This is a genomic window from Gordonia sp. p3-SID1431 (genome assembly GCF_025143765.1).
In the GTDB taxonomy this organism is placed as follows: domain Bacteria; phylum Actinomycetota; class Actinomycetes; order Mycobacteriales; family Mycobacteriaceae; genus Gordonia; species Gordonia hongkongensis.
On record NZ_JAMBDT010000017.1, the window covers coordinates 1 to 18,497 of the forward strand.

Annotated in this window: 20 protein-coding genes; 9 read left to right on the forward strand and 11 right to left on the reverse strand. The window is 69.2% G+C overall.

All coding sequences use genetic code 11. The annotated features are described in order from the left end of the window. Window positions 1–110: 110 nt before the first annotated feature. On the reverse strand, window positions 111–497 hold the full coding sequence (locus M4D77_RS06515; protein ID WP_137810481.1) for a RidA family protein: 387 nt from the start codon (window positions 495–497) through the stop codon (window positions 111–113). A gap of 155 nt (window positions 498–652) precedes the next feature. On the opposite strand from M4D77_RS06515, the gene M4D77_RS06520 reads away from it, so the two are divergent. From M4D77_RS06520 to otsB, 4 genes are all read left to right on the forward strand, one after another. Continuing rightward, complete coding sequence (locus M4D77_RS06520; protein WP_259935815.1) at window positions 653–2,149, forward strand: threonine/serine exporter ThrE family protein; 1,497 nt, start codon at window positions 653–655, stop codon at window positions 2,147–2,149. A gap of 164 nt (window positions 2,150–2,313) precedes the next feature. Continuing rightward, window positions 2,314–2,484: a hypothetical protein gene (locus M4D77_RS06525; RefSeq protein WP_165630609.1), complete on the forward strand. Its 171-nt coding sequence runs from the start codon at window positions 2,314–2,316 to the stop codon at window positions 2,482–2,484. A 46-nt stretch (window positions 2,485–2,530) separates the two neighbouring features. Next, window positions 2,531–4,018 (forward strand): trehalose-6-phosphate synthase, encoded by a 1,488-nt coding sequence (locus tag M4D77_RS06530; protein WP_171011667.1) that lies wholly within the window; start codon window positions 2,531–2,533, stop codon window positions 4,016–4,018. Continuing rightward, window positions 4,015–4,803, forward strand: a complete 789-nt coding sequence (otsB, locus tag M4D77_RS06535; protein WP_259935816.1) for a trehalose-phosphatase — start codon at window positions 4,015–4,017, stop codon at window positions 4,801–4,803. Before M4D77_RS06530 ends, otsB begins: the two co-directional genes overlap by 4 nt. On the opposite strand, the gene M4D77_RS06540 is transcribed toward otsB, so the two are convergent. Genes M4D77_RS06540 through M4D77_RS06550 form a run of 3 tightly spaced genes read right to left on the reverse strand, consistent with a single transcriptional unit; the run spans window position 4,800 to window position 7,915 of the window. Then, a complete protein-coding gene (locus tag M4D77_RS06540) occupies window positions 4,800–5,915 on the reverse strand; it encodes a putative zinc-binding metallopeptidase (protein ID WP_259935817.1) in 1,116 nt (371 codons plus the stop codon). The two genes, otsB and M4D77_RS06540, sit on opposite strands and share 4 nt — an antisense overlap. A gap of 4 nt (window positions 5,916–5,919) precedes the next feature. Continuing rightward, window positions 5,920–6,729, reverse strand: coding sequence for a transglutaminase family protein (locus M4D77_RS06545; RefSeq protein ID WP_259935818.1), 810 nt, complete (start codon window positions 6,727–6,729; stop codon window positions 5,920–5,922). Window positions 6,730–6,787: 58 nt separating this feature from the next. Continuing rightward, a complete protein-coding gene (locus tag M4D77_RS06550) occupies window positions 6,788–7,915 on the reverse strand; it encodes an ROK family transcriptional regulator (RefSeq protein ID WP_259935819.1) in 1,128 nt (375 codons plus the stop codon). Window positions 7,916–7,953: 38 nt separating this feature from the next. On the opposite strand from M4D77_RS06550, the gene M4D77_RS06555 reads away from it, so the two are divergent. After that, entirely contained in the window at window positions 7,954–8,718 is a 765-nt protein-coding gene (locus M4D77_RS06555; protein ID WP_065631519.1) for an SDR family NAD(P)-dependent oxidoreductase, read from the forward strand. A 3-nt stretch (window positions 8,719–8,721) separates the two neighbouring features. Here the strand turns inward: M4D77_RS06555 and M4D77_RS06560 are convergent, their stop codons facing one another. Then, window positions 8,722–9,978 (reverse strand): Ig-like domain-containing protein, encoded by a 1,257-nt coding sequence (locus M4D77_RS06560; RefSeq protein WP_259935836.1) that lies wholly within the window; start codon window positions 9,976–9,978, stop codon window positions 8,722–8,724. Between the two features lie 63 nt (window positions 9,979–10,041). Continuing rightward, window positions 10,042–10,644, reverse strand: a complete 603-nt coding sequence (locus tag M4D77_RS06565) for a helix-turn-helix domain-containing protein (RefSeq protein WP_137810487.1) — start codon at window positions 10,642–10,644, stop codon at window positions 10,042–10,044. Window positions 10,645–10,691: 47 nt separating this feature from the next. On the opposite strand from M4D77_RS06565, the gene M4D77_RS06570 reads away from it, so the two are divergent. Next, a complete protein-coding gene (locus M4D77_RS06570; protein ID WP_259935820.1) occupies window positions 10,692–11,585 on the forward strand; it encodes a trans-aconitate 2-methyltransferase in 894 nt (297 codons plus the stop codon). Continuing rightward, window positions 11,582–12,559 carry an NAD(P)/FAD-dependent oxidoreductase gene (locus tag M4D77_RS06575; RefSeq protein WP_226512409.1) on the forward strand — a complete coding sequence of 326 codons (978 nt, stop codon included), beginning with the start codon at window positions 11,582–11,584 and terminating at the stop codon, window positions 12,557–12,559. Before M4D77_RS06570 ends, M4D77_RS06575 begins: the two co-directional genes overlap by 4 nt. Before the next feature lie 33 nt (window positions 12,560–12,592). Here the strand turns inward: M4D77_RS06575 and deoC are convergent, their stop codons facing one another. Then, window positions 12,593–13,270 (reverse strand): deoxyribose-phosphate aldolase, encoded by a 678-nt coding sequence (gene deoC, locus M4D77_RS06580; protein WP_171011668.1) that lies wholly within the window; start codon window positions 13,268–13,270, stop codon window positions 12,593–12,595. A gap of 27 nt (window positions 13,271–13,297) precedes the next feature. On the opposite strand from deoC, the gene purU reads away from it, so the two are divergent. Continuing rightward, entirely contained in the window at window positions 13,298–14,194 is an 897-nt protein-coding gene (gene purU, locus M4D77_RS06585) for a formyltetrahydrofolate deformylase (RefSeq protein WP_137810490.1), read from the forward strand. Window positions 14,195–14,710: 516 nt separating this feature from the next. Here purU and M4D77_RS06590 read toward each other — a convergent pair. Further along, the gene (locus tag M4D77_RS06590) at window positions 14,711–14,839 is read right to left on the reverse strand and encodes a hypothetical protein (RefSeq protein ID WP_259935821.1); all 129 of its coding nucleotides are present in this window, start codon (window positions 14,837–14,839) and stop codon (window positions 14,711–14,713) included. Window positions 14,840–15,060: 221 nt separating this feature from the next. Here M4D77_RS06590 and M4D77_RS06595 point away from each other — a divergent pair, with 221 nt between their 5' ends. After that, window positions 15,061–15,684 carry a hypothetical protein gene (locus tag M4D77_RS06595; RefSeq protein ID WP_159370051.1) on the forward strand — a complete coding sequence of 208 codons (624 nt, stop codon included), beginning with the start codon at window positions 15,061–15,063 and terminating at the stop codon, window positions 15,682–15,684. Between the two features lie 7 nt (window positions 15,685–15,691). Here the strand turns inward: M4D77_RS06595 and M4D77_RS06600 are convergent, their stop codons facing one another. Genes M4D77_RS06600 through M4D77_RS06610 form a run of 3 tightly spaced genes read right to left on the reverse strand, consistent with a single transcriptional unit; the run spans window position 15,692 to window position 18,457 of the window. Beyond that, window positions 15,692–16,876 carry a DUF2993 domain-containing protein gene (locus M4D77_RS06600; RefSeq protein ID WP_058251264.1) on the reverse strand — a complete coding sequence of 395 codons (1,185 nt, stop codon included), beginning with the start codon at window positions 16,874–16,876 and terminating at the stop codon, window positions 15,692–15,694. Continuing rightward, window positions 16,873–17,748: a carbon-nitrogen hydrolase family protein gene (locus tag M4D77_RS06605; RefSeq protein ID WP_159370050.1), complete on the reverse strand. Its 876-nt coding sequence runs from the start codon at window positions 17,746–17,748 to the stop codon at window positions 16,873–16,875. Before M4D77_RS06605 ends, M4D77_RS06600 begins: the two co-directional genes overlap by 4 nt. A 10-nt stretch (window positions 17,749–17,758) precedes the next feature. After that, window positions 17,759–18,457 carry a class I SAM-dependent methyltransferase gene (locus tag M4D77_RS06610; protein ID WP_226512403.1) on the reverse strand — a complete coding sequence of 233 codons (699 nt, stop codon included), beginning with the start codon at window positions 18,455–18,457 and terminating at the stop codon, window positions 17,759–17,761. Window positions 18,458–18,497: the final 40 nt, after the last annotated feature.

The following is an 18,497-nucleotide window of genomic DNA, read 5'->3' on the forward strand; positions in this document are numbered from 1 at the left end:
CTCGCTTACAAGGCGAGTGCTCTACCACTGAGCTAAGGAGGCGCGCGAGCGAGTATATCCGTCGGACCTCTTCCGCTTCATCCGCACCCGGCGGACCGGCCGGGCCGCGATCAGCCCCGGATGGCCGCGACCGCTTCGATCTCCACCAGCTGATCGTCGTAGGCGAGGACCGAGACGCCCAGCAGGCTGCCGGCCGGCTTGTGGTCGCCGAACGCCTCGGTCACCGCGTCCCACGCGACCACCAGATCGGCCTGCAGGTGTTCGGCGACGAAGACGGTGACCTTCGCGACGTCGCGCAGCGTCGCGCCGGACTCGATCAGCGCGGCCTCGAGGTTTCTCATGCACTGCACGGCCTGTTCGCGAACGTTCCCGGGTGCGACGGTGGCGCCGTCGTCGTCGATGGGGGCCGCACCGGCGGTGAAGACGAGACTTCCGGGACTCACCATGGCACTGCGGGTGTGGCCGTCTCGCGGACCGTTGATCTGCACCGAGGACATGCCGCGATCGTAGACGAGCAACCCCGGTCACCACCGCCGTCGACCCTGCCGGAGTCGTCCGGACGGACGAGGTGTATCCAGTCTCCTGTCAGGGTTGAACCGGCCGGGTGTCGGTTACCCCGCGAGCACTCCACCATCGACCCGAGGAGGCCTGCGTGCGCGAACAGATCGGCCGTGTCCTGCGTCGGCTCAGCGGCAGCCGGCAGGCGACGATCGACACCATCGAACCGGGCAGCATCATGGTGTCGCCACGTAAGCCGATCGAACCGTTCGACGTCGCGGCGATCACCGAGGTCCTCGATCTCGCCACGAAGATCGGGGCGGTGCTGCTCGACTCGGGCACCGGGGCCATCGACACCCAGACGCAGATCAAGTTCGTCGCCGGCGTGTACGGCCTCGAGGACGTCGACGTGGATGTCACCTACAACACGATCGTCGTCAGCGCGCGGCGCGGCGCGACGCTCCCGCCGATCACGACCATGGAGCAGGTCTACTACCGGTCGATGGACTTCACCCGGCTCGCGCAGGTCGACCGGCTCGTCCGCCGCATCCGCGATTCGTTCATCAGCCCGTCCACCGCGCACCAGATGGTCGACGAGATCATCACCGCGCCGCACCCCTATCCGCACTGGCTGGCCACGACCGCCTGGGGGATCATGGCGTCGGGCATCGCGGTGCTCCTCGGCGGCGAATACCTCGTCGCCGCGCTCGCCTTCCTGACGACCGTGGTGACGGTGACCGTCAACCGCTGGCTCAACCGCATTGGGACACCGGTCTTCTTCCAGCAGCTGACCGGCGGTTTCATCGCGGTGGTCCCGGCCGCCCTGGTCTTCGCCGCGGCCGAACGACTCGGTGTGCAGATCGCGCCGTCGCAGGTCATCGCGGCCGGCATCGTCGTGTTGCTCTCGGGGTTGTCCCTCGTCGGCTCGGTCCAGGACGCGATCACCGGCGCACCGATCACCGGTGTCGCCCGGTTCTTCGAGTTGCTGCTGATGACCGGCGGCATCATCGCCGGCGTCGGCGTCGCGATCCGAATCCTGGAGGCGGGCGGCATCTTCCTGCCCACGATCACCACGACCACCAGCTTCGAGGTCGTCGAACTGCCGATCCGGGTGATCGCCGGCGCGGTCGCCGCCTGCGCCTACGCGCTGGCCAGCTACGCCGAGACGCGCGCCCTCGGCGTGGCGTTCCTCGGCGGTTTCATCGGCACCGCGGTCGCGGCGGCCTCGACGTTCACCGACATCGGCGACGTCATCGCCAACGGTCTCGCGGCGGCGTTCGTCGGACTGATCGGCGGCCTGCTGGCACGCCGCGCGTTGACCCCGCCGCTGGTCGTCGCGGTGGCCGGCATCACCCCGCTGCTGCCCGGTCTCGCGGTGTATCGCGGCCTCTACGGCATCCTCGGCGACCAGACGCTCGACGGATTCACCTGGATCGCGAACGCGCTGGCCATCGGCTGCGCCCTCGCTGCGGGGGTCACGCTGGGCGAGTTCGTCGCCCGGTCGCTGCGTCGCCCTCAGCTGCCACCCCGTCCGGACTGGCGCCTCCGCCGAAGGATCGCCCTGCGCGAAGCCCGTGAGGCGCGGCAGGCCGACGCGGCGGCACGACGGGCCCGGGCGAACGGGTGGCGGCCGCCACCGCCACGACGCTGACGCCGGACGGGTGGCCGTGAGCACCACCGATGTCCGGGTAGAATGCGGAGTCGGGCGTGTCATCGGACGGCCGCTCCAGTCAGCAACGGACCGAGACACCGCACGGCTGCGCCTCGTCATCGCGCACCGAACCGCACACCATGCCGCACAACGAGGGGACTCACATGCCCGCGAAGACCACCGACGCGACCGACATCACCGACGACGAACTGGAGCCGGTGGCCGACGAGACCGCCAACTCGGCACGCCGAGTCGTCGCCGCGTACGCCACCGACGCCGACGAGTGCCGGATGCTGTTCGCCATGCTGGGGATCGCGCCGGGCGAGAACGCCTGAGCAGGTGGCTCCGCGCGCAGGAGAAACCAACCCCGATACCGCCGGAGTGACCGGCACCGACCGGTCCACCCACGACGGTGCCGAGTTCGTGGTCGTCGCGAACCGCCTGCCCGTCGACAAAGAGGTCCTGCCCGACGGCACGGTCAACTGGAAGCAGAGTCCCGGCGGACTCGTGACCGCGCTCGAGCCGATCCTGCGCGCCAACACCGGGGCCTGGGTCGGCTGGTCGGGCATTCCCGACTCCGATGACAACCCCGACATCGAGGGCATCGACATCCACGCGGTCCCGCTGTCGGCGCAAGAGATCGCCGAATACTACGAGGGCTTCTCCAACGCCACCCTGTGGCCGCTCTACCACGACGTCATCGTCAAGCCCGAGTACCACCGCGAATGGTGGAACACCTACGTCGAGGTGAACCGACGCTTCGCCGAGGCGGCCTCGCGAGCCGCGGGCGAGGGGGCCGTGGTCTGGGTGCAGGACTACCAGCTCCAACTGGTGCCGAAGATGCTGCGCATGCTGCGGCCCGACGTCAAGATCGGCTTCTTCCTTCACATCCCGTTCCCGCCGGTCGAGCTGTTCATGCAGATGCCGTGGCGGACCGAGATCGTCGAAGGCCTGCTCGGCGCCGATCTCATCGGCTTCCACCTGCCGGGTGGGGCACAGAACTTCCTCTTCCTCGCCCGACGCCTCGCCGGGCAGGCCACCAGCAAGGGCACCGTCGGGGTGCGGTCGCGCTTCGGCGTGGTGCAGGTCGGATTCCGCACCGTGCGCGTCGGCGCGTTCCCCATCTCGATCGACTCCGGGGAGCTCGACGCACTGTCCAAGACCCGCAAGATCCGGGAGCGCGCCGCCGAGATCCGCCGTGAGCTGGGCAATCCGAAGACGATCATGCTCGGCGTCGACCGGCTCGACTACACCAAGGGCATCGACGTCCGGCTCAAGGCCATCTCCGAGTTGCTGGCCGAGGAGCGACTCGATCCCGCCGACACGGTCATGCTGCAGCTCGCGACGCCCAGCCGTGAGCGCGTCGAGAGCTACAAGCAGATGCGCGCCGGTATCGAGCAACTCGTCGGGAACATCAACGGCACCTACGCGAGCGTGGGCCAGCCGGTCGTGCAGTACCTGCACCGTCCGGTGCCGCGTGAGGAACTCGTCGCCTTCTTCGTCGCGGCCGACGTCATGCTGGTCACGCCTCTGCGTGACGGCATGAACCTGGTCGCCAAGGAGTACGTGGCCTGCCGGGGTGACCTGGGCGGCGCGCTCGTCCTCAGCGAGTTCACCGGCGCGGCAGCCGAACTGCGCTCGGCCTACCAGGCCAACCCGTACGACCTCGACGGCGTCAAGGACGCGATCGAGGCCGCGGCCGAACAGAGCGAACACGAGGGCAGGCGGCGGATGCGCGCGCTACGCAGGCAGGTCCTCGCACACGACGTCGCGAAGTGGGCGGAGAGCTTCCTCGGCACCCTCGGTGCCGACTCCGACACCGAACTGTCGCCCAACCGGGGTGTTCATCTGGTGGACGAGCCCGAGTGAGCCACACCGGGATTCCCGCCGAACTCACCGACGCGCTGGTCCGGGTCGCCGGCGTGGGGGTGCTGCTCGTGGCCAGCGACTACGACGGATGTGTCTCGCCGATCGTCGCGCGTCCCGAGGACGCCGTCCCCGAACCCGCGTCGATCGACGCTCTCGTCGCCGCCGCGGCACTTCCCGACACCGTCGTCGCCGTGGTGTCCGGCCGCGAACGGGCCGTGCTCGCGGAACTGTCCGGCCTCACTGCCCCGGTCGTGCTGGTCGGTAGTCACGGCAGTGAGTTCGAGTCCGGGTTCGCGGTCGAGGTCACCGACGAAGCGCGCGCGCTGTTGACCCGTCTGATCGACGAGTTGCGCGCCATCGCAGCGGAATTCCCGGGCAGCACCGTCGAGGTCAAACCGGCGAGCACGGTGCTGCACGTGCGCAACGCGTCGGCGTCCGACGCCGTCGCCGCGCTCGATCGCGCCCGCACCGGCCCGGCCTCCTGGCCGGGGGTGCACACCACCGAGGGCAAGGCCGTTCTCGAACTCGCAGTGATCGAGACCAGCAAGGGCCACGCCCTCGAAACCCTGCGCGCGGCCGTCGGCGCCGACGCGGTCATCTATCTCGGCGACGACGTGACCGACGAGAAGGCCTTCGCCCACCTGCGTCCGCAGACCGGTGACATCGGCATCAAGGTCGGTGAAGGTGACACCGCCGCCGACTATCGCATCGCCGACACCGACGATGTGGCAACGGTTCTCGCGTTCGTGGCCGAGCAGCGGGCGCGGACGGCCTCGGCCGGTTAGGCCGGCTGCGCCGGGGCCGCGACGAGCGGGTCCGTCGTCACCGCCCGCCGCGCACTCTCCCGGATCACCTCGTGCACGAAGCCGAGCTTGCGCACGACGGGCTCGGGGATCGTGAACGGATAGAGCGGGCGGCGTCCCATGGCCACGTTCACCCGGTTCAACATGAGCGACAACCACTTCCAGTCGTACAGCAGCCGTTCGATCGGCTCGTCGGCGTACGACCGGAGCGGCACGATGTCACGGTCCATGGTGAACCGGACCTGCTGCGCGTCGAGATTCAGCCCGGATTCCCGGGCGGTGTCGATGGTCCCGGTGATGTGGAGGTAGTGCGCGAAGCACTCGGCGAAGTCCTCCCACGGATGCATCGTGGCGTACTCGGAGATGTACGACTCCCGCCAGTTCTCCGGTGCCCCGAACCGATAGTGGCGGTTGATCGCGTCGGCGTAGCTCGCGCGTTCGTCGCCGAACAGGTCCCGGCACCGGTCGAGGTAGCGTTCCGCGCCCGGGCCGGTCTCGACGAGGACGTGTTCGTAGTAGTGCCCGGTCTCGTGGCGGAAGTGACCCAGCATGGTGCGGTACTGCTCGCCGAGGTCGACCCGGAGGCGCTCCCGATAGGCGTCCTGGGTCTCGGCGAGGTCGATGGTCACCACCCCGCCCGCGTGCCCGATCATCACCGGCCGGCCGAGGGTCTGACTCGACAACAGGTCGAAGGCCAGGCCGCCCTCGGTGCGCCAGAACGGCTCCACCGGCAGACCCAGATCGACGAGTTGGTACACCAGCAGCCGCAGGTCGAACGATGCCGGCGCGAGCTTCTCGAGCGCGAGCGTGTCCTCGGCGTCGGGCTGACGCCGGATCAGCGACTCGGGGAAACACCGACCCCGCAGGCCGATGCTGCCCTCGGTGACCTCGGCGAGCGTCAGCCAGTTGCATTGCGTCCGATCCCGATTCGCACACCACACCCACCGGGCACCGCCGATCTCGACCCCCTCCTCGCCGACCGCGTACAGCGACCGCGACGGCAGGTGCACGCCCATGGTCGTCGCACAGTTCGGGCAGGTCTGACGATCGAAGCCCGACAACGCATTGCAGACCGGACAGGTGAGCGCATGCACGCGCTCACCCTATCCGGACGCGCGCATTCCCGTCGTCGATCGGAAGCTCGCCGCGCACCGTCGCCGTCACTTCGTAGGAGTTGAGGTTGATCGACCCGCGATGGTTGTCGAGGAACGCGGTGTCGGCGGCATCGCGGCCGGTCGAGATCCGCACGAGGCTCTGACGTGGGGCGAGCCCGGTCGCGTCGACCACCACCCACTCACCGTCGACGATCGCCTCGGCGACGGCGTGGAAATCCATCGGCGAACACCCTGGGGCGTACACCGCGACGAGGCGGGCCGGGATGTTCAGGGCCCGCAGCAGCGCGACGACGAGATGCGCGTAGTCGCGGCAGACCCCGGCACCGGCGAGCAGGGTGTCGGCGGCGCCGTCGATGGGGTCGGAAGTCCCGGGGATGTAGCTGAGGCGGTCCGAGACGTATGCGGCGACCTGGTTCAGGATCTCCCCGTCGGGCAGCGATGCGTCGAACTGACCCGCGGCGAAGCCGAAGAACTTGTCGCACTCGGCATATCTGCTGGGCCGCAGGTACGTCGAGCGGTCGGCGATGTCGACGGGCAGCGGATCGGCGGGCGTGAGGACCGACGCCCGGTAGTCGATGGTCAGCAGACCCCGCTCGAGCTGCAGCCGATGGATCCGGGAACCGTGCGGCCCGATGATCTCCTCGGGCGTCACCGACTGTCCGTCGAATTCGACCTCGAGTTCTTCTTCCAACTGGAGGCCGGGCAGTCGGGCTACGGTGATCTGCATCTCCAGTTCGGTGGGGTCGTCGACCCGCACCTCGAGCCGTGCGGATACATCGCGGGGCAGCGTCATGGACACACCGTAGGGGATGCGTGCGACGACGGCAGAGGCAGGCGGGCCGACGGCCTGTCTACAGCGTCGCCGTCGCCGCGATCGGATCCGCGTAGATGACGCTGAGCGCCACCACGACCGCCGCGCTCTCCTGCACGCGCACACCGAATCTCGACGGCGCGATCTCCAGCGGCCAGGTCAGCGTGGTCGCCTCGTCGAAGGCCGCCTGCACCGGCGCGAGCCCGTGCGGGTGTGCGGCGAACGCGTCGCCGGCCACGACGATGGCATCGGGGTTGATCACATCCCGGATGAGCGCGACCGACTCTCCCAGCACCCGGGCCCGCTCGTCGGCGATCCGAGCGGCCGTGGGGCTGATCCTCAGCCGACGCGCCGCGACCTCCGCGGCGTCGTTGCCGATGACGTTCTGCAACCGGACCCGGGTGAGCCCGGGGGCGAGCACCGGAGCCGTGACCGGCAGATGCGCGATGGTGCCCGCGCCACGCTCCGGTACGTGCACGCGGCCGTCGAGAGTCATTGCCATCCCGGCCGTTTCGCGGGCGTAGAAGAACAGCCCGGAACCCCCGTCGTCGCGCGGATGCGACAGGAGCAACTCGGCGGCCGCCATCGCCTCGACGTGCTCACAGACCGACACCGGCGTGTCGAGGCTCCCGGCAAGTGTTGCGCCCACGGCGAGTTGATGCCAGCCCAGGACCCGGTGGTTCACCACCCCGGTCTCGGCATCGACCGCGCCACCGACCGCGACACCTCCCCACAGCACCCGCCGCCCGCTGAACCGGGCGGCGAGTTCGGCGAGCAGTCCGCTGAGGTGCGCGAGCGCGTCCTCCTGATCGCCGGTCGGCGTCAGCACGGCGTGACTGTGCAGTGTGCGGCCGCCGAGGTCGGCGATGACGAGCACGGTCCGGCGGGCGCCGATGTGCATACCCGCGACGCACAGCGAGTCGCGGTCGATGGTCAGCGGATTCTTGGGCCGGCCAATCGCTTTCGGCCCGGCGAGATCGGGGCGTTCGACGACCAGACCGTGAGCGGCCAGCGCGTGCACCTGACGGTTGATGGTGGCCGGCGACAGACCCGTCGTCGCGGCGAGCTGATCCCGCGTCACCGGTCCGCCGACCCGGATCGCATGCAGTACCGCCGCCGCCGGGGTGGAGGTCAGTTGCAGCGCCGCCGGGATCACTCCCCCACTCATGCGACGAATGTAGCAGCGCGGTCCGTAAGGTTGAGCCCATGAGCACCGACACCGCCTCCCAGTCGACGGACAACCGACCGATCGCCGTGGTCACCGGCGCCAGTTCGGGGATCGGCGCGGCCACCGCGCGTCAGCTCGCCTCGCAGGGCTTCCACGTGGTGCTGGGGGCGCGCCGGATCGATCGGGTGACCGCACTGGCCGACGAGATCGGCGGCACCGGAAGGCAACTCGACGTCACCGACGAGCAGTCCGTGGCCGCCTTCGTCGACGGCCTCGACACGGTGCACGTGCTGGTGAACAACGCCGGTGGCGCCAAGGGTCTCGACCCCGTGTCAACCGCCGACCTCGACGACTGGCGCTGGATGTGGGAGACCAACGTGCTGGGGAGCCTGCGGGTCACCAAGGCGTTGCTTCCCGCGCTCATCGCGTCGGGTGACGGCCTGATCGTCTCCGTCACCTCGATCGCGGCGTTCGAGGCCTACGACAACGGCGCCGGGTACACCTCGGCGAAGCATGCGCAGGGTGTCACCCACCGGACCCTGCGCTATGAACTCCTCGGGAAGCCCGTCCGGCTCACCGAGATCGCGCCGGGCATGGTCGAGACCGACTTCTCCCTCGTCCGCTTCGAGGGCGACCAGGAACGCGCCGACAAGGTCTACGAGGGCCTGACACCGCTCGTCGCCGAGGACGTGGCCGAGGTCATCGGGTTCGTCGCGTCCCGGCCGCCGCACGTCAACCTGGACCAGATCATCCTCAAGCCGCGCGATCAGGCCTCGGCCCGGCGGAACATCAAGACCGGCTAGCGGCTAGCGCGGGGCCGGGGCGTTCGAGGTGGGCGCCCCGCTGGGCGTCGCCGGGATCGAGGTCTCGCGGACCTCGCCCTTGATGGCCGACATGCCCTGCCAGGTCTCCCAGTCGTAGATCCAGTCGTAGATGTCGCCGTCGGCCTCCGACAACGCGATCCGCGTCCCGGTCACCTCCACCGGGTCGCCGTAGACCGCGACACGGAAGTAGCGTTCGGCGTCGGCCTCCGACAGGTTGATGCATCCGTTGGTGACGTTGGCCGATCCCTGCACGTTCACGGTCGCCGGGTTCGCGTGGATGAACTCGCCGTTGTTGGAGATCCGCACGGCCCAGCGTTCGCGGATGTTGAAGTAACCCGCGGCCGGATTGCTCATGAAGAACTCTTCGTACTTCTCGGTGACCACGTGGATGCCCGAGCGCGTGACGTTCCGGTCGAGGTCGCCGCCGCCGTAGCTGCACGGCAGCGCCATGAGTTCGACACCGTCGCGGAGCACCACGATCCGGTGCGAGGACTCCTCGGCCTTCACCACCTGGGCCCGCCCGATGGCGAAGTCGCTGGTCACGTCGGCCGCTCCATAGGCACCGCCGCCGTGGTCGAGGCCGTACAGCTTGGCTGCCATGCTGACCTTCGTCCCGGGTGCGTAGTACTCGCGGGGTCGCCAGTGCACGCGGGAGCCGTTGTCCTCGCCCAGCCACGCCCACGACCCCTCGGTGGGTGGTGTGGTGGTGACGGTCAGCGCCCGCTCCACGGCCTCCTTGTCCTCGACCGTCCCGTTGAACTTCAGGATGATCGGCGCCGCGATGCCGACCTCCTGACCGTCGCCGATGTTGACGACGACGTTCACCTGACTCGACGGCTGCAGCGTGGTGAACGTCCCGGCGACCGGCACGACCTTGCGATCGAGACCCACCGCCGTTCCGCTCCAGGTGTATTCGGTGCCGTAACCGAGGGGCTCGCTGATCGTGTAGGTCGTCCGGTCCTCCGACAACTGACCCTTCACCACGACGCCGCGCGGGTTGGTCAGCTTCACGTCGGGGTTCAGGGAACCGTCGGTCGCCTTGACCGAGAACTCGGCGGTCGGGGTGGCCGGCTCGGCATCGAGGGCTGGGGTGAACGTCAGGGTGACCGGCGGGTCGGCCGGTGTGTCGTCTCCGGGGCCGAGGCCGGAGCCGGAGCAGGCCGCCACCGCGACCCCGAGCGCTCCGACCCCGGCCGCGGCGAGCACGGAGCGTCGGTTCACCGAGGTCTGGGGAGTCATCACCGCAACAACAGTACCGATGCGCCGCCTCGCATCGGTGGTGTGCGGCCGCGGGGCAGGTGGTCAGGCGTCCGGGGCGTCGTCGTCGCGCGCCGCGGGTCCGGTTCGCACGGACGGCAGGTGCGCGCGCTCGCCGGCGTGGTCCATCATCGACAGCACCTCCGCCGGGCCCTGATAAGCGCAGATGGCGTGCGGGATCATCGTCGAGAACTCCGCGGCGTCACCCTCGGGCACGAGGATCGTGCGGTCGCCCAGCCACAGCCTCACGGTTCCCGACAGCACCGTGAACCATTCGTAGCCCGGATGGACGCGCAGGTCACCGACGGGTTGCTCGCGGTCGAACCGCATCTTCGCCACGGTGACACCCTGTGGGGCGTTCTCCCGCGAGAGCAGCCACATCGTCATGCCCTCCACCTCGTGTGGCTGGGGCCGGATCACGACATCGGTGTCGTCCGCCGGTTCGACCAGCTGATCCAGGGTCGTGCCCAGCGCGCGGGCGATCGGCACGAGCTGGTCGAGCGCCACCCGCCGATGCCCGGTCTCGATCCGACTCAGTGTGGACGGCGACAGATAGCACCGGGCGGCGAGCGCGTCGAGCGTCCAGCCCCTGGCGATGCGGAGGCCGCGGATGCGCTGGCGGACCACCGCGTCGAGTTCTTGCGTCATTGGCAAGATGCTATGCCATCCAGGCATGGCGGCGCTACCGTGAGGTCATGACCAGCACGCACCATCCCCATCCGACCGGCGGACATCACGAGCACGCGAACCACACCGACCACCACAACCACGCCCGGCTCGCCGCGGTCCTCGACCTCGACGCCGAGCTCATGGCCGACTACCTCGAGGACGCCTCCCGTCTCGTCGCGGAGACCCTGGGGCGCGTACCCGCGCGCATCGCCGATCTCGGGGCGGGGACCGGCACCGGCACCGAGGCGCTCGCCCGCCGCTTCCCACAGGCCTCGATCCTGGCGGTCGACGGGTCGTCCGACATGGTCGCGCTCGTCGAACGACGGGCACGGGAGGGCGGTTTCGACGATCGAGTGACCGCCGTCGTCGCCGATCTCGACGACGGACTGCCGCCGCTCGGAACGCCCGACGTCGTGTGGGCGGCGATGTCGCTGCATCACATTGCCGATCCGCAGCGCCTGTTGCGGGAGGCCGCGACCTCGCTCGGACCGGACGGCATCGTCGTGATCACCGAAATGGCGGGCGTCCCGCGTTTCGTCCCTGCTCACGAGGACGCCGAACTGCTCGGGCTGCAGGACCGCTGTCAGACCGCGGCCGCCGGGGCCGGATGGGAGGCGCTCGTGGACTGGACCGACGCGTTTGACGACGTCGACTACGAGGTACTCCGCGCCGAGACCGTTCACGTCCGGCGCAGCGACCCGAGCCAGTCGGTCGCGCGGTACGCCCGGCACTGGTTCGCCCAGTTCCGGCATCGCTTGGCCGACGCCCTCGATCCCGCCGACCTCGCCCTGCTCGACGACCTGACCGAGGCAGACGCGCGGAATCGTCTCGATGACCTGACCCTCGCCGCCGGACGATTCCTCTGGGTCGCCCGGCCGCGCACCTCCTCCATTCCCACCTCCGAGAGCGAGCAACGATGACCAACTCCTCATCCGCCCAGAAAGACTCCCTTACAACCGAATACGACGTCGCTATCGTCGGCGGCGGAGCTGCCGGACTCAGCGCCGCGACCGTCCTCGCGCGATCCCTGCGCAAGGTCGTGGTCATCGACGCGGGGCAACCGCGCAACGCACCGGCGGCCGGCGCCCACAATGTGCTGGGGCAGGACGGGATCGCACCCCTGGAGCTACTCGCCCGCGGTCGGGCGGAGGCGACGGGATACGGCGCCGAGATCCGTTCCGGCACAGTCGTCGACGCGGCCGGCACCGTCGACGACTTCACCCTGCGGCTGTCCTCCGGCGAAGTCGTCGCGGCCCGTCGCCTCATCCTGGCTACCGGCCTGGTCGACGAACTCCCCGACCTCCCCGGCGTCGCGGAGTTGTGGGGACACGATGTGCTGCACTGCCCGTACTGCCACGGCTACGAGGTCCGCGGAACACGCATCGTGCAGATCGCGACGAGCCCGATGTCGGCGCACCAGGCACTGATGTTCCGCCAGCTCAGCGACCGGGTGACCGTGGTCGCGCACGATCCCGATGCCCTGTCGGACGACGATCGGTCACACTTCGCCGCGGTCGGCATCGACATCGTCGACGCCCGCGTCGAGCGCGTCCGGACGCGCGCGGAGAACGGTTCTGCCCACCTCGACGGCGTGCTCCTGACCGACGGCACCGTGGTCGAGGCCGACGCGGTGGTCGTCTCGCCGCGATTCGTCGTCCGCGGCGACCTCTACGAGCGACTCGGCGGCACCCTCGACGACGGCCCGATGGGCGGGTTGGTCGGGACCGGCCCGATGGGCGAGACCGCGTTGCCGGGCGTATGGGCGGTGGGCAACACCACCACCGTGCACGCGATGGTGACCGTCGCCATGGGCGAGGGCGTGTCCGCCGGTGCCGCGGTCAACGCCAGCCTGGTCATGGCCGACCTCGACGCCAAGGTCTCCGCCCTGGCGTGACCGACGCCGGGCCGCAGGTCCGCGGCCGGCCGCCTAGTCGGGGAATCCGTCGAGCACGGCGGCCGACGCGGACAGCCCGAGCCGGGTCGCCCCCGCGGCGATGAGCTCGGCGGCCGCCTCGGCGGTCCGGATGCCACCGCTCGCCTTGACTCCCACCCGGTCGCTCACCGCGGCACGCATCAGTCGCACCGCCTCGACGCTCGCGCCGCCCGCGGGGTGGAACCCGGTCGACGTCTTCACCATCGACGCACCGGCCCGCTCGACGCGGCGGCACACCTCGGTGACGGTGTCAGGCCCGGCGAACTGCAGCAGCGCGGCCGATTCGATGATCACCTTCAGGAGGGTGTCGTCGCCGACGGCCTCCCGGACGGTCAGGACGTCGGCGAACACCTCGTCGAACCGGCCGTCGACGGCCGCACCCACATCGATCACCATGTCGATCTCGTCCGCCCCGGAGTCGACGGCCAGACGCGCCTCGGCCGCCTTGACCAGCGAGTGGTGTTTCCCCGACGGGAACCCGGCCACGACACAGGTCCGCAGTTCCCCGGTGTCGGTCGGCAACATCGACGGCGAGAGGCAGACGGCGAGCACCCCGAGCCGCGCGGCCTCGGCGACCGTGGCCTCCGCGTCGGCCCGGGTCGCCTCGGGTTTGAGCAAGGTGTGGTCGATGATGGCGGCGACGTCGCCGCGTCGCAGGTCCTTGTTCGTCACACCGACGAGCTTGGCACACTGACTGTCGTGGCCCCCGCACAGACGATCCCGACAGACCAGACCGAGCGCCGCTACGTGCTGACGCTCGGCTGCCCCGACCGCACCGGCATCGTGGCGCGGATCTCGACCTTCCTCACCGATGTCGGGGGCTGGATCACCGAGGCGGCCTATCACTCCGACGAGGAGACCGGGTGGTTCTTCACCCGCCAGGCCATCCGCGCGGATTCGGTGTCGTCGACCGCGGACGAACTGCGCGCACGCTTCGCGTCGGAGGTGGCCGCCGAACTCGGACCCGAAACGGATTGGCGCCTCACCGATTCGCGGGAGACGAAGTCCGTGGTCCTCCTGGTGAGCAAGGAGACCCACTGCCTCATCGACCTGCTCGGACGTGCACATCGTGGAGAACTGCCGGCGGCCATCCGGGCGGTCGTCGGCAACCACCGCGAACTGGAAGACCTGGCCACTCGGTTCGGCATCCCGTTCCACCATGTGCCGTTCGCGAGCGAGCGCAAGGCCGAGGCCTTCGGCGAGCTGGGGCGGATCGTCGAGGGTTATGACCCCGACGCCGTGGTGCTCGCGCGCTTCATGCAGATCCTGCCGCCTCAGCTGTGCGATGCGTGGGCCGGGCGGGCCATCAACATCCACCACAGCTTCCTGCCCAGCTTCGTCGGTGCGCGGCCCTACCACCAGGCCTTCGCGCGCGGGGTCAAGCTGATCGGAGCCACCTGCCACTACGTCACCGCCGACCTGGACGCCGGACCCATCATCGAACAAGACGTGGTCCGCGTGGACCACAGCGACTCGGTCGCCGACATGGTCCGCCAGGGTCGCGACATCGAGACGCTGGTGCTCAGCCGAGGCCTGCGGTGGCATCTCGAGGACCGGGTGCTCGTCCACGGACGTAAGACCGTCGTCTTCAATTGAGGGCCCCACACAGCGAACCGCCCCGCGACTTCCGTCGCGGGGCGGTTGCAAAGTCTGGGCACTCAGCCGGCGGGGGTCTCTTCCTCGCCACCGAGCGAACCGGTGACCAGGTTGCCGATGATCTCCTCGATAGCGCCGGAGATGCCACCCTCGATTGCGTCAGACATATCTGCTCCCTTCGTCATCGGTGAGATTGTTCGTCGATCACCGTCCGCTCTCACCCGTGCGTCGGCTCGACGCCGACGTTACATATTCATTTCGGGAATGTCTCCCCTATCAGCGAAACCCGCCTTCGCATATCGCAACAATCGGACCCACGAAAACAGCGTCATCCCAGCTGAAAGCGCAACATTGCCCGAATTGAAATCATGGGAAATCGAATGTGAACACCCTTGAAATGCATCGAAAATGCAAGGTGCGGGTGCCTGCGTCGAATCTTGACTCGGCCCAGAAACAGTTCAGCAGTTGATGCCGTCGGGGCCATCAACTGCTGAACCGGTGGTGAGTCGGGTCGATTCAGGTCTCCGAATCGCTGCCACCGAGCGAACCGCCGCCGAGCGAACCCGCGTCACCGAGCCCGCCGATGATCGCCTCGACGGCACCTCCGATCGCACCCGCGAGACCGCCCTCGACTATGCCTGCCATATCCGCCTCCTCTGATGATGGTGAGATGCCTGAGTGCCGGTCGCGCGTCTCACCTGGTCACACGACTCGGGGGCGACGTTACAGACCGATCACGGAATCGTCCTGCGATATGAATAATTCTTGGTTTGGGTTCTCAAATGCCGTTCTAAACACCACATGAATCTCGCGCGGAATTCACCCGACCGGGAACATTCGCGGGGATTTCATGGTGGCATTGATCAATGGTCAGCATTCACGCGACCGGGACCGGATCACGGTCGTTGACGGCCGCCGACCGCCCGCTCGCACTCGACCTTCTCGCGGCGGGAATGCAGGAGGTCCCGGTCTATCGATGGCTTCTGGGCGAGAACTCCCCGCCCGAAGTGTTCCGGTGGTACGGCGACGTCCTCTTCACCGATCTGCTGCCGGGCCTGCGGGGTCTGTTCGCCACCACCGGGGAATTGACCGGACTGATCGCGGTGGCGGGCCCCGATCATCGGACCCAACCGGTCGACGACGAACTCGCGAACCGTACACGCCATTTCATGACCGCCCTCGATGGTTTGATTCCACGATTCCGCGAACTCCAGGAGAAATCGCGCGCGCTCACGATTGATACCGCGCACAGCATCGTGTTCGCCCTCGTCCACCCGGCCCATCGAAGGAACGGCACTCTCGCGGCAATGCTCGAACCCGTCCTGCAAGAGGCCCTCGGCGCGGGGTCGCCGGTCACCGCCAGCACGGCCGACGCCCACATGGTCGACGTGTACGCACGGAAGTGGGGCGGCCGGGTCTACGGAGAGTTCACGCTGACCGACGGTCCGACGGTCTGGTTCCTGACCGTCGACCCGCCGCCGGCGGTCTGAGTCCCGGTCAGACCGAGCAACCGCCCGACTGGCTCTGCGACGAGGTGCCGGTCATCTCACTGGTCAGCTGCACGTCCGAACCGCTGATGGCGAACTCGAGTCCGCTGTCGGTCACCTCGAGCGAGTCGACCTGCACCTCGTCGAAGAACGGGCCGAGCGACGACGTCGTGATCTGGTCGACGATCTGCTGCGCGAAGTCCGGCGGGATGCCGAAGACCAGGGCGCTGGCCTTCACGACCTCGAAGTCGACCCGGCCGTCGTTCAGCACCGGTTTGATGGTCGCCGACACCGGCACCTGGAAGACCATGACCGGGAAGGCGGCCTGCACCTCGAAGGTGCCGTCGGCCGCATTGCCGGTGATCTGCTCGACCGCGCCGACGCCACCGGTCGGGGTGCCGGTGCTCTGACCGGATGCCCCGGCCTGCTCCTTGCTGAGTTCGACGATCCGCTCGTAGGGGATGAAACCCGTGCCGTCGAGACTCTGGATGTCGGTGGAGTTCTCGGTGCCCGAGATGCCGTCGGCACGCATGTGCAGACGGACGCCCCCGGCGCTGTCATCGGTGTCGACCTGTACGAACGGGATGTCGCCGCTGCCCTGCAGGAGGATCGGCTTACGGCTGAGCGACACCTCGGTCGGCACGCCGGTCAGTCCGCTGAAGGATTCCTCGAGACAGTTGGTGACCTTGTTGCGCAGGTACAGCTCGCTGCCGACCGCGGCGATGACCGCGAGGAGCAGCACACCGACGACGCTGAAGGCGACGATCTTGCGGGTGCTCCGCTTCTTGCGCGGGGAGGTGAGGACCGGCCCGCTACCGGTGCCGTCGGGCGATCCCGGCGGAATCGGTCCCGAGGCGGTCGTCCCAGGCCCGTACGGGTCCTCGCCGGGCGCGAACTGCGAGGTGGGGGGCTTGGCACCGCCGATGGCACCGGTGTCGGCATCGGACGGCGGGATGGCCGAGTAGGCCTGCGCTCCCGGGACGATCGGTTCGGTCGCGAACTGCTCAGTGGCGGGCGGCTCGCCCTGTTCGGTGCCGGACACCGGACGCCATTCGCCGCCCTGGCCCGTCGAGGTCGGCTCACCGGTCGCGGGATCGGGATCGCCGGGGTTGTTCGTGTTCGGATCGTGCTTGCCGGTTGCGTCGGCGGGGTCCCCGGATGAGGAATCGGGGCGGGGCGTGTTGCTGTCGCTCATGGGTTCCGTCCTGGGTCGTCTGACTCGCGGAGCCGCGTGTGGGCCGGCGTCACGTCGTTGTCCGTCTCGCCGCCGACCGGCAGTGGGCGCTCGTTGGCGAGGACTGCCAGTTGCGTACGGGCTTGGTCGACCAGTGCTAGGTCGAGGTCGTGCACGTCCACCCGGATGCTATCCGGATACGCGGCGACCAACGTACCGAATGGGTCTGTGATTTGGCTGTGTCCGATTCCGGTCGGCGCGCTCGACGACGCGGCCGCGTCGTCGGTGGGAAACGCCTGGTCGACGGCCACGACGAAGGTCGTCGAGTCCAGCGCTCGGGCCGAGGCCAGCACCTCCCACTGACGGAGTTTGCCCGGTCCGGAACCCCACGACGTGGGTACCACGATCACCTGGGCGCCCCTCCGTGCGAGGTGGGTGAACAAGGCGGGGAATCGGATGTCGTAGCAGGTGGCCACGCCGACGGTGACGTCGCCGACCGCGAAGGTCAGCGGCTCCGCTCCGGCGGCCACATTCTTCGACTCGGTGAATCCGAAGGCGTCGTAGAGATGGATCTTGTGGTACCCGCGGCGTGTCCCGTCCGGGTGTGCTACGACGACGGTGTTGCGGACCCGGCCGTCGCCGGCGGGTGTGAACATCCCGGCCACCACCGTGACGTCCGACGCCGCGGCGACTTCGGACACCCCGCGCGCCCACGGACCGTCGAGATCCTCGGCGACCGGCTTCAGCGGCACCCCGAACCGGCACATCGTGGCCTCGGGGAAGACGACGAGCTCGGCGCCGCGTGACGCCGCGTCGGCGGTGGCCGCACGCACCGTCTCGAGGTTGGCGGTGGGGTCGTCGGTCGAACTGATCTGGGCCATCGCGACACGCATGACGGCCACATTATCCAGCCGGTGCGACGGTCTCCCAGGGAACCGTGAGCACGTTGTCGGACAGGCGGCGCCGCGGCACCTCGCAGTCGACCCCACGGTCGCGCAGCAGACCGACCGCATGCACCCACCGGGCGCGCGGGCCGTACGGCGCCAGCGGCGCGGCGATGTCCCAGCACTGATCGGCCAGGGCCAGCAGCGTATGGATCCGCTCACCCGGCACGTTGCGATGGATCAGCGCCTTGGGCAGTCGCTCGGCCAGGTCCGACGGACGGTCCGAATGCTCCGGCGCCCAGCTGAGGGTCAAGCTCACCGGCCCGTCGGCGTCGAGCAGGACCCAGCTGCACCGTCGGCCGATCTCATCGCACGTGCCCTCGACGATGACCCCGCCCGGCGCAAGCGCGGAGCGCATTCGTGCCCATGCGTCGTCGACCTCGTTCTCGTCATACTGGCGCAGGACGTTGAACGCACGCACCACGCGCGGCCGCAGGCCGCCCAGCTCGAAGCCGCCGAGCCCGAACCGCACGCCGGCGCGGGGCTCGACCACGCGGGCGGGGTCGATCTCGAGACCGACCATCTCCAGATCCGGGGCGACCGCGCGGAGCCGTTCGGCCATCTCGACGGTCGTGTCCGGACGCGCACCGTAGCCGAGGTCGACGACCAGCGGCCGGGGCACGTCCAGGGCGGCACGCACCCGCGGGGAGTGGACCATCCACCGGTCCACCCGCCGGAGCCGGTTGATGTTCGTCGTG